The 22146-nt window shown below is 74.0% G+C and carries 26 protein-coding genes and 4 pseudogenes; 16 read left to right on the top strand and 14 right to left on the bottom strand.

All coding sequences use genetic code 11. The annotated features are described in order from the left end of the window. A pseudogene (locus BJF79_RS06910) lies at positions 1–322 on the bottom strand (molybdopterin-binding oxidoreductase); the annotation flags it as partial. A 202-nt stretch (positions 323–524) separates the two neighbouring features. Here BJF79_RS06910 and sigK point away from each other — a divergent pair. The 3 genes from sigK to BJF79_RS06925 all read left to right on the top strand — a co-directional run bounded on the left by sigK (position 525) and on the right by BJF79_RS06925 (position 2713). Next, complete coding sequence (gene sigK, locus BJF79_RS06915) at positions 525–1133, top strand: ECF RNA polymerase sigma factor SigK (RefSeq protein WP_075895585.1); 609 nt, start codon at positions 525–527, stop codon at positions 1131–1133. Beyond that, positions 1133–1336, top strand: a complete 204-nt coding sequence (locus BJF79_RS06920; protein WP_143219751.1) for a zf-HC2 domain-containing protein — start codon at positions 1133–1135, stop codon at positions 1334–1336. Before sigK ends, BJF79_RS06920 begins: the two co-directional genes overlap by 1 nt. Positions 1337–1495: 159 nt before the next feature. Further along, positions 1496–2713, top strand: a complete 1218-nt coding sequence (locus BJF79_RS06925) for a response regulator transcription factor (protein WP_075895555.1) — start codon at positions 1496–1498, stop codon at positions 2711–2713. Here BJF79_RS06925 and BJF79_RS06930 read toward each other — a convergent pair. The 8 genes and pseudogenes from BJF79_RS06930 to BJF79_RS66585 form a co-directional block, all read right to left on the bottom strand. Next, positions 2710–3393, bottom strand: a complete 684-nt coding sequence (locus tag BJF79_RS06930; RefSeq protein WP_262401646.1) for an erythromycin esterase family protein — start codon at positions 3391–3393, stop codon at positions 2710–2712. The two genes, BJF79_RS06925 and BJF79_RS06930, sit on opposite strands and share 4 nt — an antisense overlap. After that, positions 3324–3908 carry an erythromycin esterase family protein gene (locus tag BJF79_RS58740; protein WP_075895559.1) on the bottom strand — a complete coding sequence of 195 codons (585 nt, stop codon included), beginning with the start codon at positions 3906–3908 and terminating at the stop codon, positions 3324–3326. The genes BJF79_RS06930 and BJF79_RS58740 overlap by 70 nt, the downstream gene beginning before the upstream one ends. A 78-nt stretch (positions 3909–3986) precedes the next feature. Next, positions 3987–4445, bottom strand: a complete 459-nt coding sequence (locus BJF79_RS06940) for a carboxymuconolactone decarboxylase family protein (RefSeq protein ID WP_075895561.1) — start codon at positions 4443–4445, stop codon at positions 3987–3989. 96 nt (positions 4446–4541) lie between these two features. Beyond that, positions 4542–5018 carry an RrF2 family transcriptional regulator gene (locus BJF79_RS06945; RefSeq protein WP_187356966.1) on the bottom strand — a complete coding sequence of 159 codons (477 nt, stop codon included), beginning with the start codon at positions 5016–5018 and terminating at the stop codon, positions 4542–4544. Positions 5019–5078: 60 nt separating this feature from the next. Continuing rightward, the gene (locus tag BJF79_RS06950; RefSeq protein WP_075895565.1) at positions 5079–5942 is read right to left on the bottom strand and encodes an arylamine N-acetyltransferase family protein; all 864 of its coding nucleotides are present in this window, start codon (positions 5940–5942) and stop codon (positions 5079–5081) included. Further along, entirely contained in the window at positions 5939–7951 is a 2013-nt protein-coding gene (locus BJF79_RS58745; protein WP_262401638.1) for an ATP-binding protein, read from the bottom strand. Before BJF79_RS58745 ends, BJF79_RS06950 begins: the two co-directional genes overlap by 4 nt. A 424-nt stretch (positions 7952–8375) precedes the next feature. After that, positions 8376–8651 (bottom strand): annotated as a pseudogene (locus BJF79_RS66580) (BTAD domain-containing putative transcriptional regulator); the annotation flags it as partial. A gap of 125 nt (positions 8652–8776) precedes the next feature. Further along, positions 8777–9046: pseudogene (locus tag BJF79_RS66585) on the bottom strand (winged helix-turn-helix domain-containing protein); the annotation flags it as partial. A gap of 90 nt (positions 9047–9136) precedes the next feature. On the opposite strand from BJF79_RS66585, the gene BJF79_RS06960 reads away from it, so the two are divergent. From BJF79_RS06960 to BJF79_RS06965, 3 genes are all read left to right on the top strand, one after another. Then, positions 9137–10009 (top strand): NAD(P)-dependent oxidoreductase, encoded by an 873-nt coding sequence (locus BJF79_RS06960; RefSeq protein ID WP_075895567.1) that lies wholly within the window; start codon positions 9137–9139, stop codon positions 10007–10009. 284 nt (positions 10010–10293) lie between these two features. Continuing rightward, positions 10294–10443 carry a hypothetical protein gene (locus tag BJF79_RS55155; RefSeq protein ID WP_262401640.1) on the top strand — a complete coding sequence of 50 codons (150 nt, stop codon included), beginning with the start codon at positions 10294–10296 and terminating at the stop codon, positions 10441–10443. 78 nt (positions 10444–10521) lie between these two features. Beyond that, entirely contained in the window at positions 10522–10845 is a 324-nt protein-coding gene (locus BJF79_RS06965) for a hypothetical protein (protein WP_075895569.1), read from the top strand. Positions 10846–10902: 57 nt separating this feature from the next. Here the strand turns inward: BJF79_RS06965 and BJF79_RS06970 are convergent, their stop codons facing one another. Continuing rightward, on the bottom strand, positions 10903–12327 hold the full coding sequence (locus BJF79_RS06970) for a sensor histidine kinase (RefSeq protein WP_262401641.1): 1425 nt from the start codon (positions 12325–12327) through the stop codon (positions 10903–10905). Between the two features lie 145 nt (positions 12328–12472). Next, positions 12473–12625, bottom strand: coding sequence for a hypothetical protein (locus BJF79_RS55160; RefSeq protein WP_158079104.1), 153 nt, complete (start codon positions 12623–12625; stop codon positions 12473–12475). A 651-nt stretch (positions 12626–13276) separates the two neighbouring features. Between BJF79_RS55160 and BJF79_RS06975 the strand changes: the two genes are divergently transcribed. The 8 genes from BJF79_RS06975 to BJF79_RS58755 all read left to right on the top strand — a co-directional run bounded on the left by BJF79_RS06975 (position 13277) and on the right by BJF79_RS58755 (position 20414). Beyond that, complete coding sequence (locus BJF79_RS06975; protein ID WP_262401642.1) at positions 13277–13957, top strand: GlxA family transcriptional regulator; 681 nt, start codon at positions 13277–13279, stop codon at positions 13955–13957. A gap of 76 nt (positions 13958–14033) precedes the next feature. Then, positions 14034–14636, top strand: coding sequence for a DJ-1/PfpI family protein (locus BJF79_RS06980; RefSeq protein WP_075895571.1), 603 nt, complete (start codon positions 14034–14036; stop codon positions 14634–14636). 234 nt (positions 14637–14870) lie between these two features. After that, positions 14871–16448 (top strand): CocE/NonD family hydrolase, encoded by a 1578-nt coding sequence (locus BJF79_RS06985; RefSeq protein WP_262401643.1) that lies wholly within the window; start codon positions 14871–14873, stop codon positions 16446–16448. 427 nt (positions 16449–16875) lie between these two features. Next, positions 16876–17760, top strand: coding sequence for a dienelactone hydrolase family protein (locus tag BJF79_RS06990; RefSeq protein ID WP_075895573.1), 885 nt, complete (start codon positions 16876–16878; stop codon positions 17758–17760). 347 nt (positions 17761–18107) lie between these two features. Then, positions 18108–18872: an alpha/beta hydrolase family protein gene (locus BJF79_RS06995; RefSeq protein WP_262401644.1), complete on the top strand. Its 765-nt coding sequence runs from the start codon at positions 18108–18110 to the stop codon at positions 18870–18872. A gap of 438 nt (positions 18873–19310) precedes the next feature. Continuing rightward, positions 19311–19565, top strand: coding sequence for a hypothetical protein (locus BJF79_RS52885; RefSeq protein WP_143219752.1), 255 nt, complete (start codon positions 19311–19313; stop codon positions 19563–19565). Between the two features lie 11 nt (positions 19566–19576). Continuing rightward, on the top strand, positions 19577–20149 hold the full coding sequence (locus tag BJF79_RS07000) for a hypothetical protein (protein WP_075895575.1): 573 nt from the start codon (positions 19577–19579) through the stop codon (positions 20147–20149). Positions 20150–20282: 133 nt separating this feature from the next. Then, positions 20283–20414, top strand: coding sequence for a hypothetical protein (locus tag BJF79_RS58755; protein ID WP_262401645.1), 132 nt, complete (start codon positions 20283–20285; stop codon positions 20412–20414). A 54-nt stretch (positions 20415–20468) separates the two neighbouring features. On the opposite strand, the gene BJF79_RS07005 is transcribed toward BJF79_RS58755, so the two are convergent. Continuing rightward, on the bottom strand, positions 20469–20666 hold the full coding sequence (locus BJF79_RS07005; RefSeq protein ID WP_075895577.1) for a hypothetical protein: 198 nt from the start codon (positions 20664–20666) through the stop codon (positions 20469–20471). Positions 20667–20744: 78 nt separating this feature from the next. Between BJF79_RS07005 and BJF79_RS07010 the strand changes: the two genes are divergently transcribed. Continuing rightward, the gene (locus tag BJF79_RS07010; RefSeq protein WP_075895579.1) at positions 20745–21008 is read left to right on the top strand and encodes a hypothetical protein; all 264 of its coding nucleotides are present in this window, start codon (positions 20745–20747) and stop codon (positions 21006–21008) included. A 62-nt stretch (positions 21009–21070) separates the two neighbouring features. Further along, complete coding sequence (locus tag BJF79_RS07015; RefSeq protein ID WP_075895581.1) at positions 21071–21424, top strand: DUF488 domain-containing protein; 354 nt, start codon at positions 21071–21073, stop codon at positions 21422–21424. Positions 21425–21454: 30 nt separating this feature from the next. On the opposite strand, the gene BJF79_RS07020 is transcribed toward BJF79_RS07015, so the two are convergent. Both BJF79_RS07020 and BJF79_RS55165 read right to left on the bottom strand, forming a co-directional pair. Then, positions 21455–21889, bottom strand: coding sequence for an acyltransferase family protein (locus BJF79_RS07020; RefSeq protein ID WP_158079105.1), 435 nt, complete (start codon positions 21887–21889; stop codon positions 21455–21457). Continuing rightward, positions 21793–22146 (bottom strand): annotated as a pseudogene (locus BJF79_RS55165) (hypothetical protein); the annotation flags it as partial. The pseudogene BJF79_RS55165 and the gene BJF79_RS07020, both read right to left, overlap by 97 nt.

The raw sequence follows: 22146 nt of genomic DNA on the forward strand, positions 1-22146 counted from the left end.
CTGCGAGGGTCGGGAGGGCGTCGAGGGCGCCGCCGGACGGGCGGGTCACCGCGGCGAGAACGCCGACGGCGCCGAACGCCGCGAGACCCGCCAGGCCCCACCGCAGGCGCCGCCGGGCCAGGAGGCCGACGGCGAGCGCGGCGAGGACGACGCCGATGCCGACTCCGCCGAGCAGGACGAGCTTGTCGTTCGTCCCGAAGGTGCGGATCGCCCAGTCCTTCAGCCATACGGGGGTGAGGTCGACGAATCCGGAACCCACCGCGATGATCGGGGCGGCGGTGGGGCGGCCCAGCACGCCCGCGGCGAGCTCGGCGACGCCCATCGCCGCGGCGTCGCGAGGACGCCCGCGGCCGCGGCGGCGGGCCGTCCGGTCCTGTCGTGTGCCGGTCTGCCTTTCACACCGGGTGTTCGGAGCGGTGCGGGGAGCGGATGGGTGGGATCCTGGGAAAGATTCGGGCGGGGGCGCAGAACCGCCCGATGCGACCCGTCCACGGGCCCGACGGCTCCGAATGACCGGTGTGACGATGAGCGAGCGGCCACGCAGGAAACGTCCGGGTCCGCGCGGGGTACCCGATCCGGCGGACGACACCGGGGACCCGACCGACCTCGCGGGGCTGCTCGGCAGCGTCGCGCGCGGTGATCAGGAGGCGTTCGAGGAGGTGTACGCGCAGTTGTCCGGTCCGGTGTACGGGCTGGTGCTGCGGATCCTGCGGGACGCCGCGCAGGCGGAGGAGGTCGCGCAGGAGGTGCTGGTGGAGTTGTGGCGGACGGCGTCGCGGTACGAGCGGTCGCGGGGCAGCGCGACGTCGTGGGCGATGACGCTGGCGCACCGCCGGGCGGTCGACCGGGTCCGCACGGTGCAGGCGGGCAAGGAGCGCGAGGAGCGCGCCGCCGCGCCCGAACCCGACTACGACCAGGTCAGCGAGCAGGCCGAGATCCGGCTGGAGCACCAGCAGGTGCGCCGGTGCCTGGCCGGGCTGACCGACGTCCAGCGGGAGTCGATCACGCTCGCGTACTACGGCGGCTACAGCTACCGGGAGGTCGCCGAGCTGCTGGGCGTCGGCCTGGCGGCGATCAAGACGCGAATGCGCGACGGCCTCATCCGCCTGCGCGACTGCATGGGAGTCCGGTGATGACCCACGATCCCCACGACCTCGCGGGCGCCTACGCGCTGGACGCGTTGGGCGAGGCCGAGCGCAAGCGGTTCGAGCGTCACCTCGACGAATGCCCGGCGTGCACCGAGGAGGTGCGGGGCCTGCGGGAGACGACGTCGCGGCTCGGGCTGGCGGCGGCGCGGCGGCGGACCTCCCGCGGCCGGAGGCGCGGGCGGAGCTGACGCTGATCCGGGCGTCGCTCGCCGACGAGGAGGACCGGACGAAGGAGGCGTACCGGCTGTTCGCGGACACCGCGGCGTCCGTCGCGGCGACCCGAGGACGGCCGGATACCTGTTCTTCCAGGCGCCGTCCGCGGCGGCGATGCGGGCGACTTCGCGGCCGTGGACGCCATCGCGGCGCGCGGCGCGGACCTGCCGAACGGCCCCAGTCTGGCGGCGCTGGCCCGCGTGTTCTCCGGGCAGAACCCGTTCGGCGAGGCCGGGAGCGCGGACGGCGTCGCGGCGCTGCGGGAGCTGCTCGGCGGGATGTCCTTCTGCTTCGGCCCGCGCGACCGGGTGCGCGCGGGCCTGTGGTTCCTGATGCTGGGGGACCTCGCGGGTGCGGACGAGCACATGGCGGGGCTGGAGCGGCGGTTCCGCGACGAGGGCGCGATCGGGCTGCTGCCGGCCGTCCTGATGCTGCGGTCGCGGACGCTGCTGCTGCTCGGGCACCACCGGGACGCGCGGACGGCCGCGGCGGAGGGCCTGCGGATCGCGGCGGACACCGGACGGCACCGCATCCGCGTCTACCTGGACACGGTGCTGGCGGAACTCGCGGCGATCGAGGGCGACGAGGAGCGCTGCGCGGAGCTGACCGCGGAGGCGCAGGGCCGCGGCGTCCCGCCGAGCAACGTGCACGCGGCGGCGGCGCGCAGCCTGCTCGACCTGGGGCTCGGCCGGCACGAGGAGGCGCTGCGGCGGCTCGCGGACGTGCTCGCGGGCCCGAACCGGCAGGGCTCGATCGGCAGCCTGCCGGACCTGGTGGAGGCGGCGGTGCGGTCCGGGCGCCCGGAGGACGGACGGGACGCGGCCGCGTGGTTCTCCGAGTGGGCGGCGCAGGTGCGTCAACCGTGGATCGAGGCAGAGGCGCTGCGCTGCGAAGCCCTCGTCGGACCGGACGAGAAGGCAGACGAAACGTACACGCGCGCGCTGGAACTGCACCGCGAAGGCGGGACACCGTTCGGCCGCGCGCGGACCGAACTGCTGTACGGGGAGTGGCTGCGCCGGGCGCGGCGGCGGAACGACGCGCGGGCGGTGCTGCGCTCGGCGCTGGAGGGGTTCGAGCGGCTGGGCGCCGTGCCCTGGGCGGAGCGGACGCGCGGCGAGCTGCGGGCGGCCGGGGAGAGTCTCGCCGACGGCGGCGCACCGGACGACCTGGCGGCGCTGCTCACGCCGCAGGAACTGCAGGTCGTCCGGATGGCGGCGACGGGGCTGAGCAACCGGGAGATCGGCGCGCAGCTCTTCCTCAGCCCCCGGACCGTCGGCTACCACCTCTACAAGGCGTACCCGAAGCTCGGCGTGGCGTCGCGCGGCGAACTGGCCCGGCTGGAACTGGGCTAGGGCAGGGGGCGCGCGGGCGTCACCTCCTGGGAGTGGACGAGGACGTTGAACAGCGTGCCGGGCGAGGCGTCCGCCAGGCGGTGGCGGGCGTCGTCCTCGGTTCGGTAGCCGGGGCCGATCACCCGGACGGGCGCGGGCGTGCCCAGCCACGCGCCGACCGCGTCCGTCCGGGTCCGGGCCCCGCGCAGGTCGAGGAGGTAGTGCGGCGGGCCGGCGGTGCCGAGGACCGCGTCGCCGAACGAGGCGGCGGGCGGGGGGACGCGCACACCGCCGTGGACGGCGCCGTGGTCGAAGGTCAGCCCGATCGGGAGGAAGCGGGCGCCGAGCCGGCGCCGCAGCCGGGCGCCGGTGTTCGGCCGCGCACCGGACCCGTCCGCGTCCCGCTCGTCGGCGGACGCGTGCGCGGTGCCGCCCCAGTAGACGACCTTGGAACCGGTGTGCTCGTGCCACCGCAGCAGGTGGTCGGCGAGCCGCTCCTCGACGAACGCGATGTCGAGGACGGGCGGGGCGTGGAGGCGGTGGAAGTCGGCGATCGCCTCCGCGTGCCCGACGACGAGCGGGTCGACCGGCAGGGACCGGACGAGCGCGAGCGCGCGCTCGGCCCGCTCGATCAGCGGCCGTTTGTCCGGGAGCGCCCGGTAGTGCGCGACGTGCTCGTCGATCGGGCCGGCGGGCCGCAGCGGGGCGAGGAGGCCGGAGAGGTCGGCGGGCGGCCGGGGGCGGCGCGCCGGACGTGCTCGACGACCGTGTCGTAGCCGGTGGCGCGGGTCGCGCCGAAGTCGAGCCCGATGATCCGGACGGGATCGCCGGGGTGCCGCTCGTTGAACGCGCGGATCCACCGCAGCGCGTCCAGCATCTCGGCCGTCCGCCACGGTGGCCACGCGTCGCGCAGTGCCGCGGCGGGGTCGTCCCGGCCCGTGCGGGCGTAGGCGTCGAGCCGGAGGCCGGTCGTCCAGTCCTCCTCCAGGGCGAGGGTGCGGTACCCCTGCTCCTCGACCAGGAACCGCAGGATCCGGTGCTGCAGGACGAACAGTTCGTGCGCCCCGCGCGTGGCGGTCGCCAGGGCGGTGACGGCGGTGCCGCGGGCCGCGTCGCGGAGCGGTTCGAGGTCGGTGAGCGGCCCGTCCGCGGTGTCGGCGCGGACGGGCCGCGCGGTGGCGGCGATCCAGTCGGTCACGGTCTTCTCGATGGTCATCGGTTCTCCTTCCGGTACCGACGACGCTAGGGAGGGCGCCGCGGCCGGGCATCCGTCAGGTGACCGGTCCCGTCCCGGTCAGCCGATGGGGGCGCCGGCGACCTGGCGGACGGTGACGTTGAGCCGGTTCCAGGAGTTGATCGCGGCGATGGCCATCAGGAGGGCGCCGAGGCTCTCCTCGTCGTAGAGGTCGGCGGCCTGGTCCCACACGTCGTCCGGGACGCCCGCCGGGTTGTCGGCGATGCGGGTGGCGGCCTCGGCGAGGGCGAGCGCGGCGCGCTCCTCCTCGGTGAAGTGCGGCGACTCGCGCCAGGCGGCGACGCCCCAGAGGCGCTCGTCGGTCTCGCCCGCCTTCTTGGCCTCGCGGCAGTGCATGTCGACGCAGAAGCCGCAGCCGTTGATCTGGCTGACGCGGAGCCGGACGAGTTCGAGGGTGCTGCTCGGCACGGAGCTCTTCCCGACGAAGCCTTCCAGGCTCAGCAGCGCCTTGAAGCCTCCGGCGGCGACGGCGGGCAGGTTGCTCATGCGCGGTTCCATGGCATTTTCCTTTCCAAGATGGGAAATGTCCAGTTTTTGACCGGATGGTGGGAGGGGTCGGGTATCGGTGGGTGTCGGTCGGTTGCCGGTCGGGGGTCAGGTGCGGGCGTACCAGGCGCGGATCTGTTCCGGGAGGTCCGGAAGGCCGCCCGTGGCCGCTGCGTTCACGTCGGCGAGCGTCTGCTTCGCCAGGGTTCTGCGCCAGGCCATTTCGCCCTTGCGCATGGCGGTGCTGATGGCGCAGGGTGCGCGGAAGTTGGACTCCGGGGAGCCCGCGAACATGCCCCGCTGCCGGATCTCGGTGCACTGGAACGCAGGTTCCGGGCCCTCGATCGCGGTGACGATGTCCATCATCGTGATCTGCTCCAGGGGGCGCGCGAGCCGGAACCCGCCGCGCGGACCCGGCGTCGAGGTGGCGATGCCCGCCCTGACGAGGGCCTGGAGCTGCTTGTTCAGGTACGGCGCGGGGAGGTCGAACCCGGCCGCGAGCCGCGTCGCGGGCACCGGGCCGTCCTCGCCGATCCAGGAGAGCAGCAGGCAGCAGTGCGCCGCCCACTCGACTCCCTCGCTCATCCGCATATTCTGGATATTACATGTCCGGGATAGCGGGCGCCACCCCCGGAACCACCCGGGTCACGCGCGCGCTTCGAGCCACGCGACGAGCCGTCCGGGGTCGTCGCCCTCCAGCGTGATCGCGAAGTCCGAGGCCAGGACGTCCGGGAGGTCGGCGGGCGCGTGCGCGCGGGTCTCGACCGAGCCGTCCGGACGGGTGACGGTGACGGTCGTCCCGTCCAGCACGCGGTGCGACTCGGGCAGGAACCGCTGGACGAACGGGCGCGCCGTGAACGGCGAGCGCGGGTTCGCGTACACGTAGAAGTTGAGGGCCTCGAAGTCGACGCGGTACGCCTCGGCCTCGTCGAACATGTGCCGCCGGAGCCAGCCGTCCGGGCCGCGCTGGTGCATCTCCCACGCGTGCGTGTCGCCGCGCCGGAGGCGGTAGCCCCAGCCGTCCTGCTCGTCCTGCTCGTCGGGTGGGCCGTCGACGAAGCGCAGCGGCTCCAGCGGGCCGGAGCCGAACCCCACGTCGGCGAGCCAGCCCGGTTCGTCCGGGTCCTGGCCGGGGAGGCGGACGTGCACCAAGCCGTGCGTGGTCGGCCGGAGCTTCTCCGCGCCCATCATCACGCGGCCGACCAGCCCGGAGACCTGGAAACCGAGCCGTTCCAGCGCCGCCGCGAACAGGGCGCTGTGCTCGAAGCAGTAGCCGCCGCGCGGCCGGTCGACCAGCTTGGCCTGCACGGACTCCAGCCCGACCTCGACCGGGCGGCCCAGCATGATCTCCAGGTTCTCGAACGGGATGGACGTGACGTGCGCGCGGTGCAGGGCGCGCAGCGTCTCCTCCGTCGGCGGGAGATCGGCGTCGAGGCCGACGCGCTTCAGGTAGGCGGGCAGGTCGAGCGCGTCGCCGCGCCAGCCGAACCCCAGGTCCTCGGTGGTCATCTCGACGTCCTTTCAGGGATATGTCCGTCAAGGGATGAAACGCCGAGAGCGTCCATGATCCTCCCGGAAACCCGGTCGACTTCGCGCCGCTCGGCGGGCGGCAGCGGCGCCCCCGACGACGCCCGCAGCCCGGTCGCCTCGCGCAGCAGCCGGACGGCTTCCGCGTGCAGGCCCGCGAGGGAGCGCGCCCCGGCGAGGCCCTCCAGCGCGAGCGCGACCGCGCGCGGGTGACCGGTCGCGCGGGCGGCCGCCAGCCCCTCGGTGTGCAGGGCGAGCGCGGCGTCCGCGTCGCCGCGCTCCTCGGCGATGAAGCCGAGCTGCGCGAGCACGAACGCGATCCCGGTCGTCCCGCCGATGTCGCGCAGCCAGCCGAGCGGGGCGCGCAGGTGCGCCTCGGCGGCGGCCGGCTCGCCGCGCGCCCGCGCGACCAGGCCGAGCCCGACCTCGGCGTACTCCTCGGCGGACTTCGCCGCGTGCCGCGTCGCCGTGCACAGCGCGCGTTCGTGCAGGTCGTGGGCCTCGCCGAGGGCGCCGGTGAGGAGCGCGATCCGGCCCAGCCCGGCGAGCCGGAACGACGCCTCCGGCCACATCCCGAGGTCCTCGGCGAGGCGCAGCCCGGCCCGCAGCAGCCGCGTCGCCGCCGGGTAGTCGCCGGTGATCTCGGCGTGCTGGGCGAGCGCGTCGGTGGCTTCGAGGCGGCCCCACGGGTCGCCGAGCGCGGCGAAGACCTCCAGGCTCTCGGCGGCGTCCGCGCGCAGGGACGCCACGTCGCCGCGGCCGACGGCGAGCAGGGCACGCGTGGCGAGCGCGGCGGCCGTGTACCAGCGGTCGGCGCGCGCGCGGAAGACGGCCAGGGCCTCGTCCACGCGTGCATGGCTCAACGCCACGTCGCCGTAGGCCCAGTGCACGCGGCTCAGCAGCCACAGCGCCTTCGCCCTGGCGAACTCGTCGGTGCCCTTGTACCGCTCCAGGGCGGCGCGGCGGAGTTCGTCGGTGTCGGTGCTCTCGCCGGACGCCATCGTCATCGCCGCGAGCCACGTCTCCGCCTCCAGCCGCCCCGGGCCGTCCGGCGCGGCGTTCAGCACGTCCGTGAACGCGCACCGGGCCTCGCCGAAACGCCCCCGCAGGAACCAGTGCCAGGCCAGCGCGTTGACGAGCCGGAGCGCGAGGTCCGGCGGGGCGTGCTCCAGGGCCGCCCGCACCCCGGCGGCCTCCGCGTCGATCCGGCCGAGCCACCGCGCCTGCTCGGGGCCGCGCAGCCCGTCCGCCGCCCGTTCGGCGAGCTCCACCAGGTGACGGGCGTGCCGCAGCCGCAGCTCGGGCTCCTCGCCCGCCTCCCGCAGCCGCTCCAGCCCGTACGCGGAGATCGACTCCAGCAGCCGGTACCGGCCGTCCGCGCGCCGCACGACGAGGGAACGGTCCACCAGCCGGGCGAGCACCCCGAGGTCCGCTCCGGACACCTCCGCCGCCGCGTCCGCCGTGCAGCCGCCCGCGTGCACCGCGAGCCGCCGCAGCGCCGTCCGCTCGTCGTCGGCGAGCAGCCCCCAACTCCAGTCGATCGTCGCGCGCAGCGTCAGCAGCCGCTCCGGGCCGCGCCGCGCGCCCGCCAGCACCCGGAACCGGTCGTCCAGCGCCGCCGCCAGCTCCCGCACCCCGAGCGCCCGGACGCGCGTCGCCGCGAGTTCGAGCGCCAGCGGCACGCCGTCGAGGCGTCGGCAGATCGCCGCGACCCACGGCGCCGTCGCCGCGTCCAGCGCGAACCCTGGCGCCGCCGCCGACGCCCGCGCCACGAACAGCCGGACGGCCCCGTACCGCCGCAGGTCGCCCGGATCGGTGCGGCCGCCCGGCAGATCCAGCGGCGGGACGATCCGCAGCGTCTCGCCCGGCACGCCGAGCGGCTCGCGCGAGGTCGCCAGGATCCGCAGCCCCGGCGCCCCGGCCAGCAGCCGCCCGGCCAGCTCGGCCGCCGGTTCGGCGACGTGCTCGCAGTTGTCGAGGACGAGCAGCACGCGGCGCCTCGCGCAGCGCGTCGGCGAGCCGGTCCACGATCCCCGCGCCCGGATCGGCCGGTTCGTCCCGCAGGCCCAGCGTGCGCGCGACCAGCTCGGCGGCGTCCGCCGCCGTGCGCGGCCGCACCGGCGCCAGCTCGACCAGCCACACGCCGTCCGGGTGGTCGGCCGCCGCCCGTCCGGCCGTCTCCAGCGCCAGCCGCGTCTTCCCGACCCCGCCGGAGCCGGTCAGCGTCACCAGGCGGTGCTCGTGCAGGAGCGCGCGCGTGCGCTCCACCGCCGCGTCCCGTCCGATCAGCTCGTCCGGCGGCACCGGCAGCCGGACGACCGGGCGCGGGCGGACCGGCTCGGCGGGGCGATCCTCCAGGATCTCCTGGTACAACTCCGACAACCGCGGGCTCGGATCGACGCCCAGCTCCTCGGCGAGCCGCTCCCGCAGGTCGTGGTAGCCGGTGAGGGCCTCGCCGCGCCGCCCGGCCCGGTGCAGGGCGCGCAGGTGCGCCGCCCGCAGCCGCTCCCGCAGCGGATCCCGCGCCACCGGACCCGCCAGCTCCGCCGCCAGCGCCGCGTGCTCGCCCAGCTCCAGCCGCGTCTCCGCGTGCTCCTCCAGCGCCGCGAGCCGCCGCTCCTCAAGGTCCACGATCGCGGGCAGGAGGAACCCGGGGCGTCGGCGAAGTCGGCGAACGCGGGACCGCGCCACAGCGCCAGCGCGTCCCCGAGCAGCCGCGACCGGGCGAGCGCGTCGGCGGTGTCGCGCGCCCGGACGAGCAGCGCCGCGAACCGTCCCGCGTCGACCGCGTCCGGCGCGGCCGCCAGGGCATAACCGGACGGACGGGTCACGATGAGCCCCCGCGCGCCCGGTTCGGCGTCGTCCAGCACCTTGCGGAGCTGCGACACCCGCGCCTGCAGCGTCCCGGCCGGCCGGCGCGGCGGCCGGTCGCCCCACAGCGCGTCGATCAGCCGATCGGCCGGGACCGTCCGGCCGGGCTCGGCCAGCAGCGCCGCGAGGACGGCACGGACCTTCGTCTCCGGGACCCGCACGGCCGTCCCGTCGTCCGTCCGCACGGCGAGCGGCCCCAACACCCCGAAGTGCATTTTGTCACCGTATCCGCCGCTTCGGACGGACCCGAAGGGTTTCCGAAGCGGCCCCGGCGACCGTGGAGCCCTGACATCAAGGGAGGAAACATGAAAGCTCCGGTGACGGTCGTCGGCCTCGGCCCGATGGGCAAGGCCATGGCGGCGACGTTCCTGAAGAACGGCCACCCGACCACCGTGTGGAACCGAACCGCGTCCAAGGCCGCCCCCTTGGTCGAGCAGGGAGCGACCCTTGCCGCGACCCCGGACGAGGCGCTCGCCGCGTCCGAACTCGTGGTCATCAGCCAGACCGACTACAAGGCGATGTACAGCTCACTGGACGGCGCCCAGATGAAGGGCCGAGTCCTGGTGAACCTCAGCTCCGGCAGCCCGGACGAACTGCGCCGTGCAGGCGAGTGGGCATCGGGCAACGGCGCCGAACTCCTCACAGGAGGCGTCATGGTGCCCCCGCCAGGGATCGGGCAGCCGAGCGCGTACATCTTCTACAGCGGCCCCGAAGAACTCCTGGACCGGCATAGGGAAACCCTGCGCGAACTGGGCGACACCACCTACGTCGGTGCAGACCACGGCCTGTCGAACCTGTACTACCAGGCGCAGCTCTACCTGTTCTGGTCCACGCTCACCGCCTACATGCATTCGATCGCGATGCTGGAGTCGGCGGGCGTCTCCGCCGAGCAGTTCCGCCCGTTCGCGACCGAGACCGTCACCTCGCTCGGCATCGACGGCCCGATGGGCTTCCTGCGGATCATCACCGACGAGATCGGCGCGGGCACCTACCCGGGCGGCGACAACACCCTGCTCATGCAGGCCGTCGGCGCCGACCACATGGTCGAGACCGCCGAAGCCGCCGGAATCGACACCCTCGGCCCGCGCGCCCTCCGCGACCTGCTCTGGCGCGCCGTCAACGCGGGCCACGGCGCCGACGGCCTCACCAGCGTCATCAACGTCATCCGCGGCGCGTAGTTTCTTGCGATGCCCTCGGCGTCAGGCCCGGGGGGCCTTCCTTCAACGGGCGGCGCGTGCGATTGCTGCATCGCTCCGACTCGCCCGGGGGGCTCGCTGCGCGATCAGGTTCTCGCTTCGCTCGAACCTGGCTTCGCACGCAATCGCAGTGGCCCGGATCCTGCACGGCTGGGGTAGGGGTTGCGGTGGGTGCCATGGGGAGTTCGTGAGTGCAAGACCTCGGGAAGGGGGCGCCGGGGCCGCACCCCGTACCTTTCGTGGCTGCTCGTGAAGGCGTTCGTCCGGTGGTGCGGCACGTCCGGCGTTTTCAGGGCGTGCCGCTGCCGCCGGGCGGGCAGGGCGAAGTCGAGATCGCGCTCCTCGCGTCGTCGGCCATCGCGGCCGGTGCGAAACGGCTCGAACCTTTTGTTGCGATGGGGCGTCGTATCGGTTGATCGACAAGCTTTCCGCTTTCGAGCGACGGAAAGCCGATAAAGCATCTGGCCGAACTTCCCGAAAACAGGAGCGCCCCCTTGTCTGCCGACCTGCTCATCCTTGTCGGGATCCCCGCCGGATCCGCCGCGTTCGCCGGTATCATCACCTACCTGCTCACGCGGCGCGACTTCAAAGGCCCGGTCGCGGCGCTGGTCACGGCCGTGGCGGCCGTCCTGACGGGCGCGTCCTCGCTGTTCGTCCTCTACCTCGCTCCATTCGTCTTTCTGGTCACCGCGGCGATTTATCTGGTAATCCGCACCCTGTTCCGCGCGGGCCCCGCCCTCGTCATGGCGACGCTCGCGCTTTTCTGCGGCCTCGGCCTATCGGCCACGATGATGGCCGTCGCCCTTTCGTCGATGTGACGGCGGCGGACGGTCGGCGAGATCGGCCGCGTCCGCGCGCTCGCCGGGTCGGTGGTTTCACAGGACGGAACCGGCGGCCGTCGGGGACGGTGCGTCGGCGATCGGGAGGCGCATCTCGAAGTTGGCGCCGCCCGGGCCGTCGGCCGGCGGGTCGATGATGCGGAGGGTGCCGCCGTAGATCTCGGCGATCTCGCGGGCGATCGGCAGCCCGAGGCCGGTGCCCTGGGGGTCGCGGCGGCGGGAGTCGGCGAGGCGGGCGAAGCGTTCGAAGACGCGCTCGCGGGAGTCGTCCGGGACGCCCGCACCGTCGTCGGCGACCCGCAGGACGGCCTCGTCGCCGTCCCGCGCGACCGTCACCTCGATGCGGGACGCCGCGTGCCGTTCGGCGTTGCCGAGCAGGTTGCCGACGACGCGGGTGAGCCGGACCGGGTTCGCCTCGACGACGACGCCGGGTTGGAGACGCGTGGCCGCGCGGGGGCCGGACGAGCGGCGCTCCACCTCGCGGCGGGCGAGATCGGCGAGGTCGAGGAGTTCGAGCGGGACGGGCGCGCGGGAGTCCAGCCGGGACAGTTCGAGCAGGTCGACGACGATGTCGTTGAGTCGTTCGGTGTCGCGGAGGCAGGCGCGGAGCGTCGTGCGGCACTCGTCCGGATCGTCCTCGTCGAGGGCGAACTCCAGCCGGGTCCGCAGGCCCGCGATGGGGTTGCGCAGGTCGTGCGACGCGTCGGAGATGAACCGGCGCTCGCGGCTCATCGCCTCGTCGAGCCGCTCCAGCGTGGCGTTCACGGTCTCGGCGAGGTACTGGATCTCGCCGCCGGTCTCCGGGACGGGCACGCGGTGGGCGAGCCCGCGGATGCTGAACTCGGCCATTCCGGCACGGATCCGGTCGACCGGGACGAACGCCTGTCCGATCGTGCGCCACGTCCACCAGCCGATCAGGCCGAGGAACCCCAGCAGGATCAGTGCGAGGAAGAGGGGCAGCGGCCAGATCCTGCCGAGCAGGGGAACCGGTTCGGCGGCGATCACCGTGACGTCGCGGCCCAGCGCCGTGCGGGTCAGCCGCAGGCCGAAGTACCGCACGCAACGCGCCCCCGCCGGACCGCAGTGCCGGCCCTGGACGAGCAGCTCGCCGTGCGCGACGGCACGGGTCCCGAGCGGCGGCCGGTCTGCGGCGCGGGGGTTGGCGGCGATGATTCGGCCGTCCGCCCCGACGACCTCGATCAGTGGCGCCTCGCCGGGCCGGGGATCGAGCGCGGCGTCGGCGGGCATGCCGCCGAGCAGGTCGAAGGCGGCCCGTTCGGCGGTTCGCCGCGCGGTGTCCTCCGTCTGGTTCTGCAGGGCGTCGCGCGCGAGAAGGAGCAGCAGGACGAACACCAGGGCGAGGATCATCGCGGAGACCACCACGGTGACCACCGTCGCGCGGCCGCGCACCGAGAGGAACATGCGGCGGCGCACCTGGTCGAACCGCTCTCGCCTCTCCACAGCCGATCCCCCGGACGTCGCCGACAGTGATCATCCACTACTCAGGGTAGGTGATCGTGTCGGACGGGCCGGTGGACGTCCCGATGGCACGGGACGCGCGCCGCCGGGGCCCGCGGCTCGTGCGCGGGCCCCGGCGGCGCGGCGGTCAGCGGCCCCGGTTGAGCTGCCGGGTCGGGAGCTGCCGAGCGTTCCGCCGGTTGTTGTTCGCGAACGCCGCCGACTTCACGTCGGGCCCCTTGCGCTTGTTCTTCTTCTTGGCGTTCGGGAAGGGGATGTTCTCCTGGTTAATGGCACGCATGAATGAACCACCTCCGGGCAGGCTCGAATTCGGCCGAAAAGAATGGCCGCGAAAAAGGGTGAGCAGGCGGCGCGGGCCGGGAAGGCATGCCGACGGCACTGGTCGCGTGCGTGCGAGCAGTGGAGCGGGTGCGTCCGGGACGCCGGTGGGATTCGGGAGCGGGGCCGCGACGTCGCGTCGCGGGCGGCTCAACCGGAGAAGCATCAAAGCAGCATGGTCAGAAGTTATCCACCAGGCGTGCGCGGTGTCAACCGCGAATTCCAGAAAATATGTGGGCCGCTTTATGGGAGCCGTTGGCGCGATCCGTGGGCTACGTGTCGTTGACGCCATCGGCCGGCCGACCGGAGTCTGGAGCCATGCGCGTCGCGTTCGTGATCTACGAGGACTTCCAGGTGCTCGACCTGACCGGCCCCCACGAGGTGTTCGGCCACGCGGGCGGTTACGACCTGCGGGTCGTCGGGCCCGCGGCGGGGCCCGTCCGGTCGAGCGGCGGGCTGCCCCGCACGCCGCGCACGGCGTCGCCGACCTGCCGCCGGACGGCGTCGACACCCTCGTGGTCGCGGGCGGCCGGGGCGTGGACGCGGCCCGCGCGGACGCCGCGCTCGTCGGCTGGTCGCGGACGCGGCGCGGCACGCGCGCCGGGTCGCGTCGGTGTGCAGCGGCGTGTTCCTGCTGGGCGCCGCCGGGCTCCTGGACGGGCGCCGCGTCACGACGCACTGGGCGCGCGAGGCGCGGCTCCGCAGCGAGCATCCGGAGGCGACGGTCGACTGCGACCCGATCTTCGTCCGGGACGGGGGCCTGTGGACGTCCGCCGGGGTCACGGCCGGGATCGACCTGGCTTTGGCCCTGCTGGAGGACGATCGCGGACGCGACGTGGCGCACGCAGCGGCGCGCGAGTTGGTGATGTTCCTGCGGCGGCCGGGGAGCCAGTCGCAGTTCAGCGTCCCGTTGTGGTCGCGGCAGCCGGAGAGCGATCCCGTTCGCGCGGCGGTCGCGGCGGTCCAGGCCGACCCGGGGGCCCGGCACGGGATCGGCGACCTGGCGGAGCGCGCCGGGTTGAGCCCTCGGCACCTCCAGCGCCGGTTCACCGCCGAACTGGGCGTCCCGCCCGGCGCGTACGTCGAGCGGGTGCGGGTGGAGGCGGCCCGCCGGGCGCTCGCGGAGGGCGACGAGCCGGTCGAGACGCTGGCGCGGCGGCTCGGGTTCGGGACGGGCGAGACGCTCCGGCGGGTGTTCCACCGGCGGCTCGGCGTCGCACCGGCCGACTACAGGAACCGATTCAGAGGGACGAGGGAACCGAAGTCCCTCGGGCAGGGGGCGGCGGAACCGTGACGGCCATGCCCAGAGCCCCCGGGCCCACCGATCTTACGAATGACCGGTTCAGATCCAGAGAGAAGGTAAGGCACGCATGACGACGTACGGGCTGCTGGTGTTCGAGGACGCCGAGGAGCTGGACTTCGCGGGGCCGTGGGAGGTGTTCGCGGTGTCGGCGATGCTGCGCGACGCGGGCGACGAGACGATGCTGATCGCCGAAAAGGCCGCGCCCGTCCGGTGCGCGAAGGGGATGCGGGTCGTGCCCGACCGGACCTTCGGCGACCACCCGGACCTCGACGTCCTGCTGGTCCCCGGCGGTCGAGGGGCGCGGGTGACGCAGCCGCACAACACGTCCGTCACCGGCTGGATCGCGAAGACCGCCGAGCGGGCCGGCTGGGTGACGAGCGTCTGCACGGGGTCGGTGCTGCTGCACGCGGCGGGCCCGGCGCGGGGACGGCGCGTCGCCACGCACCGGTCGTCCGAGGACGAACTGGAGCGGCGCGGAGATGTCACGGTCGTCCGGGACGCGCGGTGGGTCGTCGACGGGAACCTCGTCACGAGCCAGGGGGTGTCCGCCGGGATCGACATGGCTCTCTGGCTCGTGGGACGGATCCATGGGCGCGACCACGCGCGCGCGGTGCGGGCCTACATGCAGTACGAGCCCGCCCCTCCGTACATGGCGGACATCCCCGAATAGCGCCCTGACGGCCGCCACGTGCCGATTGGTATACGGTCGCGACTGTGTTTGCCTGCGGTGCCCTCGGCGTCAGGCCCCAGGGGGCCTTCCTTCCACGGGCGCAGCGCGCGATCGCTGCATCGCTCCGACTCGCCCGGGGGGCTCGCTGCGCGATCCGATTCTCGCTTCGCTCGCATCCGGCTTCGCTCGCGATCGCAGTGGTTCCGGTCCACTCTGGCTTGGGTGAGGCAGCAAATGCGCATCGCTGACAACACCGTGGATCGGTTGCTAGGGCTTCCCGGGGAGACGACTCCGGCGGTCGAGACGGCCCGCGGGTTGCCGGTGGCGATGCCGGACGGGGTCGTGCTGCGGGCCGACCTGCATCGGCCGCGCGGGGCGGGGCCGCTGCCGGTCGTGCTGATCCGCACCCCGTACGGACGGGCGCAGCGCGTCGTGCGGCTGTTCACCCGGGTGCTGGCGCGGCGCGGGTTCCAGGTGGTCGTGCAGGACGTGCGCGGCATCGGCGGTTCGGGCGGCGAGTTCCATGCGTTCCACCACGAACGCGACGACGGGCTCGCGACGGTGGCGTGGCTGCGTTCGCGGCCGTGGTGCGACGGCCGGGTGGCGATGGCGGGGGCGAGCTACCTCGGGTTCGCGGAGTGGGCGGTCGCGCCGTACGCGGACCCGCCGCTGGCGGCGCTCGGCCTCGGCGTCACGGCCTCGGAGTTCGTGAGCTCGTTCTATCCGGGCGGCGCGCTGGCCCTGTTCAACACGCTGGTGTGGTCGGCCTCGATGGGAACGCGCGACGAACCGTTCGCGCCGCTGCACGCGCGGCGCGTCCGGCGGGCGATGCGGCACCTGCCGGTCGGGGAGGCGGACCTGTCGGCGATCGGGCGGCCGGAGCGGTTCCTGCGCGACGTCGCCGCGCACACCGAGCCCGGCGACGGGTTCTGGGATGCGACGGACCACAGTCCGGCCGTCGCCGCGACGACCGCGCCCGCCAGCATGGTGACGGGCTGGTGGGACCTGTTCCTGCGCGGGCAGCTCCGCGACTTCGCCGCGCTGGACGCCGCCGGGCGCGGCCCGCGCATCACGATCGGCCCGTGGGGGCACGACGTGCGGGCGCTGCGGGCCGTCCTGGCGGATCAGGTGTCGTGGCTCGGCGCGCACCTGCACGGGGACGCGGCGGAGCTGCGGCGCGCGCCCGTCCGCCTGTACTTGCAGGGGGCCGGGCGCTGGCTCGACTTCGACCGGTGGCCGCCCCCGGAGACGGAACCCGCTCCGCTGTACCTGTCGGAGTGGGGCGCGGACGATCCGGTCACGTTCGTTTACGATCCGCTCGATCCCACGCCGAACGTCGGCGGGCCGCTCCTGGCTCCGGGTAAAGGACGGCAGCGCGACAACCGGGTGATGGAGCGGCGGGACGATGTCGCGGTCCTCACGGGTCCGCCGCTGGAGCGCGACCTCGATCTGATCGGCCCGGTGTCGGCGACCGTGCACGTCCGGACGAGCACCGGCCACGGCGACCTGTTCGTGCGGCTCTGCGATGTCGACGCGGACGGCGTCTCGCGGAACGTCACGGACGGCATCGTGCGGATCGCCGAGCCGGGGACCGTCCGCGCCGAGGTGGAGATGCATCCGACCGGCTACCGGTTCCGGCGCGGGCACCGGCTCCGGCTCGTCCTGGCGGGCGGGGCGTTTCCCCGGTTCGCCCGCAATCCGGGCACCGGCGAGCCGATCGGACGGGCGGTGGCGATGCGCCGCACGGCCTTCGAGGTGTTCCGCGACGCGTCCCGTCCGTCGGTGGTGACGCTGCCCGTCTGGCGAGGCTGAGCCGTCCGGCGAGGCCGAGCCGTCCGGCATGTCGTGCTTCGCTGGGGTTCGTCACGACGTTGCGAACACGGAATGAACGCAGCATGTAGTCCATTCGTCGCACAGGGTTAACCGCTCGTCGACGCGAGGGGCCGAACCGTCGAACTTTCCTGGACGGGCTCGCTACTTTCGAGTCATCCGCCGCGCGCCGGTGCGAGCCGCTTCGGGGGGAGCGGCGAGCCCCAGAGAGCACCAGGCCGGCGCGGCGGAACGGGGGGAGAGGGGTCACTTCGGGGGGAGTGGCCCCTCCGTCCCGTTTCCGGTGGTTTTTGTCAGCCGCCGCAGGGGTCGGGGAGCGGAACCCGCACCGCGACACGGAGAACGCCGACGTCGGGGCGTCCCACAATTCTCCTACCCCCGAGTCCCCCCACCGAAGGGTCGCCCCCCGATGAACAAGCGTCCCATGCGCGTGCTGAGCGTGCTGAGCGTGCTGCCCGCCGCGGTCCTCGCCGCGGGCGTCGCCCTGGCCCCGGCCGCCTCCGCCGCCGCGAACCCGTACGAGCGCGGCCCGGCGCCGACCGACCGGAGCATCGTCGCCGCCGAGGGCGCGTTCGAGTTCGAGACGATCGACGTGCCCGCCGGGAGCGGCGCGGGCTTCAACCAGGGCACGATCTACGCGCCGACCGACACGGGCCAGGGGACGTTCGGCGCGATCGCCGTGTCGCCCGGGTTCGTCTCCCCCGAGGGCTGGATCTCCTGGTACGGGCCGCGCCTCGCGTCGCGCGGCTTCGTCGTCATGACGATCGAGACGAACACCCTGTTCGACCAGCCCGCCGCGCGCGGCGACCAGCTCCTCGCCGCGCTCGACTACCTCGTCGGCGCCGACAGCCCCGTCCGGGACCGCGTCGACCCCGGACGGCTCGCGGTGATGGGCCACTCGATGGGCGGCGGCGGGACGCTGGAGGCCGCGAGCGAGCGCACCGGCCTGCGGGCCGCCGTGCCGCTGGCCCCGTGGAACCTGAACTCAGACTGGGGCGACGTCCGGACGCCCACGATGATCCTCGGCGCGCAGAACGACTTCATCGCCGCGAACGCCCTGCACTCGGAACCGTTCTACGAGGGGCTGACGGCCGCGCCGGAGAAGGCGTACGCGGAGATCGGGAACACCGGGCACATGTCGTTCAACACCCCGAACGACACCATCGCCAAGTACACGATCGCGTGGATGAAGCGGTACGTGGACGACGACACCCGCTACGAGCGGTTCCTCTGCCCGGCACCGGCGGACGACCCGGCGCTCGTCGAGTACCGCGACACCTGCCCCGGAAGCTGACGGACGCGCACGATGGGGCGCCCGCGTCCGGAGCCCGCGCCCGGCGGACACGTCCGGCGCGTGCGCCCCATTTTGTTCGTCGGCGCAAAGCGTCGCGCGCGAAAGATGTCCGGAAGTGAGAAGTTTCGTGCGATCGGGCGTCCCACAATTCTGGCACCCGCGAATCCCCCGTCGCGGGTTCGTCCAGCGAAGGGTACGCCCCGATGAACAAGCGTCTGACGCGTGCGCTCAGCATGCTCCCCGCCGCGGTGCTCGCCGCGGCGCCGTGAGCCGGCGGCGCGCCGCCGCGGCCGCGCCGCTCGCCCCGCAGGCGGCACCGCACCAGGCCGCGAACCTCTACGAGCGCGGTGGCGCCGACCGACCAGAGCATCGTCGCCGACAAGGGCTCGTTCGAGGTCGAGCGGATCGGCGTCGGCTCGTGGAGCGGGCCGGGCTTCAACAAGGGCACGATCTACGCGCCGAAGGACCGCAGCCAGGGGACGTTCGGCGCGATCGCCGTGTCGCCCGGGTTCGTCTCCCCCGAGTTCCTCATCTCCTGGTACGGGGAGCGGCTGGCGTCGCGCGGCTTCATCGTCATGACGATCGAGACGACCACGCTGCTCGACCAGCCCGCCCAGCGCGGCGACCAGCTCCTCGCCGCGCTCGAATTCCTGACCGGCGGCGACAGCCCCGTCAAGGACCGCATCGACCCGAACCGGCTCGCGGTGATGGGCCACTCGATGGGCGGCGGCGGCACGCTGCACGCCGTCAAGGAGCGCACGTCGCTGAAGGCCGCCGTCCCGCTCATGCCGTGGAACCTGTTCACCGACTGGGGCGACGTCCGGACCCCCACGATGATCATCGGCGCGCAGAACGACCTCATCGCCGCCGTCGGCCTGCACTCCGAGCCGTTCTACAACAGCCTGCGGTCCGCGCGGGAGAAGGCGTACCTGGAGGTCGAGGGTGCGGGACACCTGGTCGCCAACACCCCGAACGACACGATCGCCAAGTACACGATCGCGTGGATGAAGCGGTACGTCGACGACGACACCCGCTACGAGCGGTTCCTCTGCCCGGCGCCGCGCGACGACCGCAACATCTCCGAGTACCGCGACACCTGCCCCGGCAGCTGACCTCCGACCGTTCCCGCTCCCGCTCCCGCGCGACCCCGGCGGGCCCGCATCCGGGCCCGCCGGGGTCGCCCCCGTTCCGGACGGAATCGGCCGCGACATTCGGCGACACGGCGAACGTCCGGCGGCGTCCGGTTCCCGCACCGCCGGGACGTCCGGACGGTGCGGCCCGCCCGCCGCAGCGCGGCCCGCGCTCCGGTGAAGAACGATCTCCGCTCCGGCCCGCGAGCGGAATTCTTCGTAAAGGAAATGCCGACCGCAGTCAAACGGCGCGGGTAATCGGCCAACCCCCCGGAGATCCGTAGCGTGATTGGCGTGTTTTCCGCCTTGTGTCCCAAGTAGCGGCGATGACCCGTCTGCGCAGGGGGAACCCGGCCGCGGCCGAAAAACTTGACGCGCGGGAAGTCGACTTCACCGGCGGCCTGCGAAATGGTCCTCCCCATGGATTCATGCATTCGCCGTGGCGCGGCTTCCGGTCCCACCGGATGGCTGCTCGCCTTTCTCCACGCACGGGAACGGGGCCTGCGCGCCCACACCGGCCGGGCGTCCGGCCCGGCCGAATGGCTGATGGTCTTCCTGGAGGTCGAGACCGCCGAACTGGACGGCCGGCGGCGGGAGCGGCCGACCACGCTGACCTCCCGCCGGGGCGAGGCCGCGGAGCCCGCCTTCGGGCGGCTCACCGCACGCAGCGCATAGAGCGGAAACACATGATCATCGAGATGCTCCTGGCCGCGCTGATCGGCGGGGCCATCGGAATCGCCGAACTCGTCGCGCGCTACCGCGACAAGCCCCTCGTGGCGGTACTGTCCTCCGGCGGGCTGCTGTTCGTCTTCGTCAACGTCAGCGCGTCCGTGATCGCGCTCATCGCGATCACGGCGGCCGGGTGGCGGTTCGCGCTGCCCGCCACGATGCCCCCGGCCGCGCTCACCGTCGTCCAGGTGATGGTCGCCGGGCTGGGCTCCGCGATCGTCCTGCGCGTGTCGGTCTCCCCGGCGACGAGCACCGCGTCCGGCACCGGCCCCATCGTCGTGCTGAGCGGCATCCTGCGCATCGCCGACGGCGAGCTGGAGCGAAAGCGCGGGCTCAGCCGACTGTCGCGCGACGACCTGGCGGGCCTGTCGTTCGAGCGCGACCACGCCGCCCTCGCCGAGCTGTGCTGCCACCTGATGCGCGAGTTCGACCTGGCCGAGGCGCAGCGGCTCGGCGCGCTCGCCGCCGAGCTGAGCGACCGCGACGACCTCACCGACGCGACAAGCTCGACTGCTGGGGGCTGGAGCTGACCCGGCTGGTCGGCGAGCGGGCCCTGCGCCAGGCCGCCCGGCGGCTGCGCGACGGCCGCGCGCCCAGCCGCGCCCGGCCGCCGCCGAACCGGAACGGCCCGCCCCCGCTCCCGCCCCCGACGACGAGCCCGCGATGGAGCCCGTCGGCGCCGGGCAGATCCGCCCGCCGTCGAAGTCGGTGCCGAAGCCCGCGCCGTCGAAGCCGTCCCGGTTCGCCTCCGGTACCGGCGGGCGGACGGAACGCAAGCCGTTCGGCGACCTTTGAACCACCGTGCGAACGCCGGTGCGCCCGGCCGGGTGCACCGGCGTCCCGCTCCCGCTACTTCGGGCGGACGCTCGCGGACGGCACGTTCTCGGCCCCGTCGCGTTCTTCGATGACGGCCGCGATGCGGTGCAGCGCCTCGGCCATCGAGACGAGCGCCTGTACCTGGGCGGCCGCCATGAGGTTCGCCGGGGAGGGGTCCGCGGCCTGCGCCTCCGCGGCCGCGTCGCACGCCTGCTGGCTCCACCAATGCACGCGCTCACCCTAGTGACCGGCGCTTCCCCGAGTACATCTCGCCGCGCGGGCCGAACCGTAAATGAAAGGCTGCAGCCCATGACCATCCGGCCGCCCGTCCCGCCGGACGCGCAACCGCACGCCGACCGTCCGCACGCGGGCCGTCCGCGGTGGGGGGTGAAGCCGCTGCGCCAGCTCACGACGCCGGAGCTGGCCGAGGCGCTGGAGTACCTCGAACGGAACCGCCCGGACGACGAGGTCCTCGGCCGCGCGCTCGCCGGGGAGTTCGCCCGCCGGACCGCCGCCGAGTACCACCGCACCGGCGAACGGCCCCGCCCGGGCGCGTACCGTCCGATCCTGTGACCGTCCGAACCTTTGACGTTCGGGCGTGGTGGCGCGGCGCGCGTCCGTGTTAAGCAGGTGGCATGGGACGTGAGGTGCGGGTGCGCCGGATCTACGAACCGGCCGCCGAAGAGGACGGCAAGCGGGTCCTGGTGGACCGGGTGTGGCCGCGGGGCGTGTCGAAGGACGAGGCGCGGCTCGACGCGTGGGCGAAGGACGTCGCGCCCTCCACGGAACTGCGCAAATGGTACGGGCACGACCCGGACAAGTTCCCCGAGTTCGAGCGGCGCTACCGCGCCGAGCTGGGCGACCCGGAACGCACGGACGCCCTCGCGGAACTCCGCGACCTGGCCGCGGACGGCACCGTCACGCTGCTGACGGCGACGAAGGACGTGGCGCACAGCCAGGCCGCGGTCCTCGCCGACCGGTTGAAGTAGCGCGGCGCCCCGGCGGACGGGCGGGGCGCGTCATTGTGGGGGGCGGCCCGCCACGCCACCGGCGAGGACGGCGGCCTGGCCGTCGGCTCCCACTCCGCCGGTGCTCCCCTCCGGTCGCTTGGCCAAGCGGCGGCCCAGCCGCTGCGCCGGCGCCTCGATCCATCGCTGGGACGCCCAGCTGACGGCGAGCAGGACGGCGAGGAACAGGATCAGGCCGGGCAGGTCGTCGCGGCCGCCGAACCCGAGGAACTGGACGGCGACCGCCAGCAGGATCGGGTGCAGCAGGTACAGCGAGTAGCTCACCGTGCCGAGGCCGGTCGCCCAGCGCGGGAACGTCCGGTCGCGCAGCAGCCACGCCGCCGCGAACGTCAGCGCCGCGAGCAGCACCGACCCCGACCAGAGCAACTGGTCGCGGCCCGAGTCCGGCCCGGTGTGGACGATCCCGGCGGCGAGCGTGCCGAGCACACGACGGCCGCCGCGGCCGCGGCCGTCCGGCGCCGGATCTGCCCGTGTTCCGCCCGGTACACGGCCGTCCCGGTGAACATGACCGCGAGCATCGCCAGGCCCTCCCACGGCCCGACCCGCCCGTTCAGCACGACGAGCAGCGCGGCGATCGTCCCGCCGAGGACGCCGCCCGCGACGCGCGCCGCGCGGTGCCCCGACATCGCCGCGGCGAGCGCCGCCAGCAGTCCGAGGGCCGCCGCGACGGCGACCGGGCCCGT

Origin of the sequence: Actinomadura sp. CNU-125, assembly GCF_001942465.1 — a bacterium.
Lineage (GTDB): Bacteria > Actinomycetota > Actinomycetes > Streptosporangiales > Streptosporangiaceae > Spirillospora.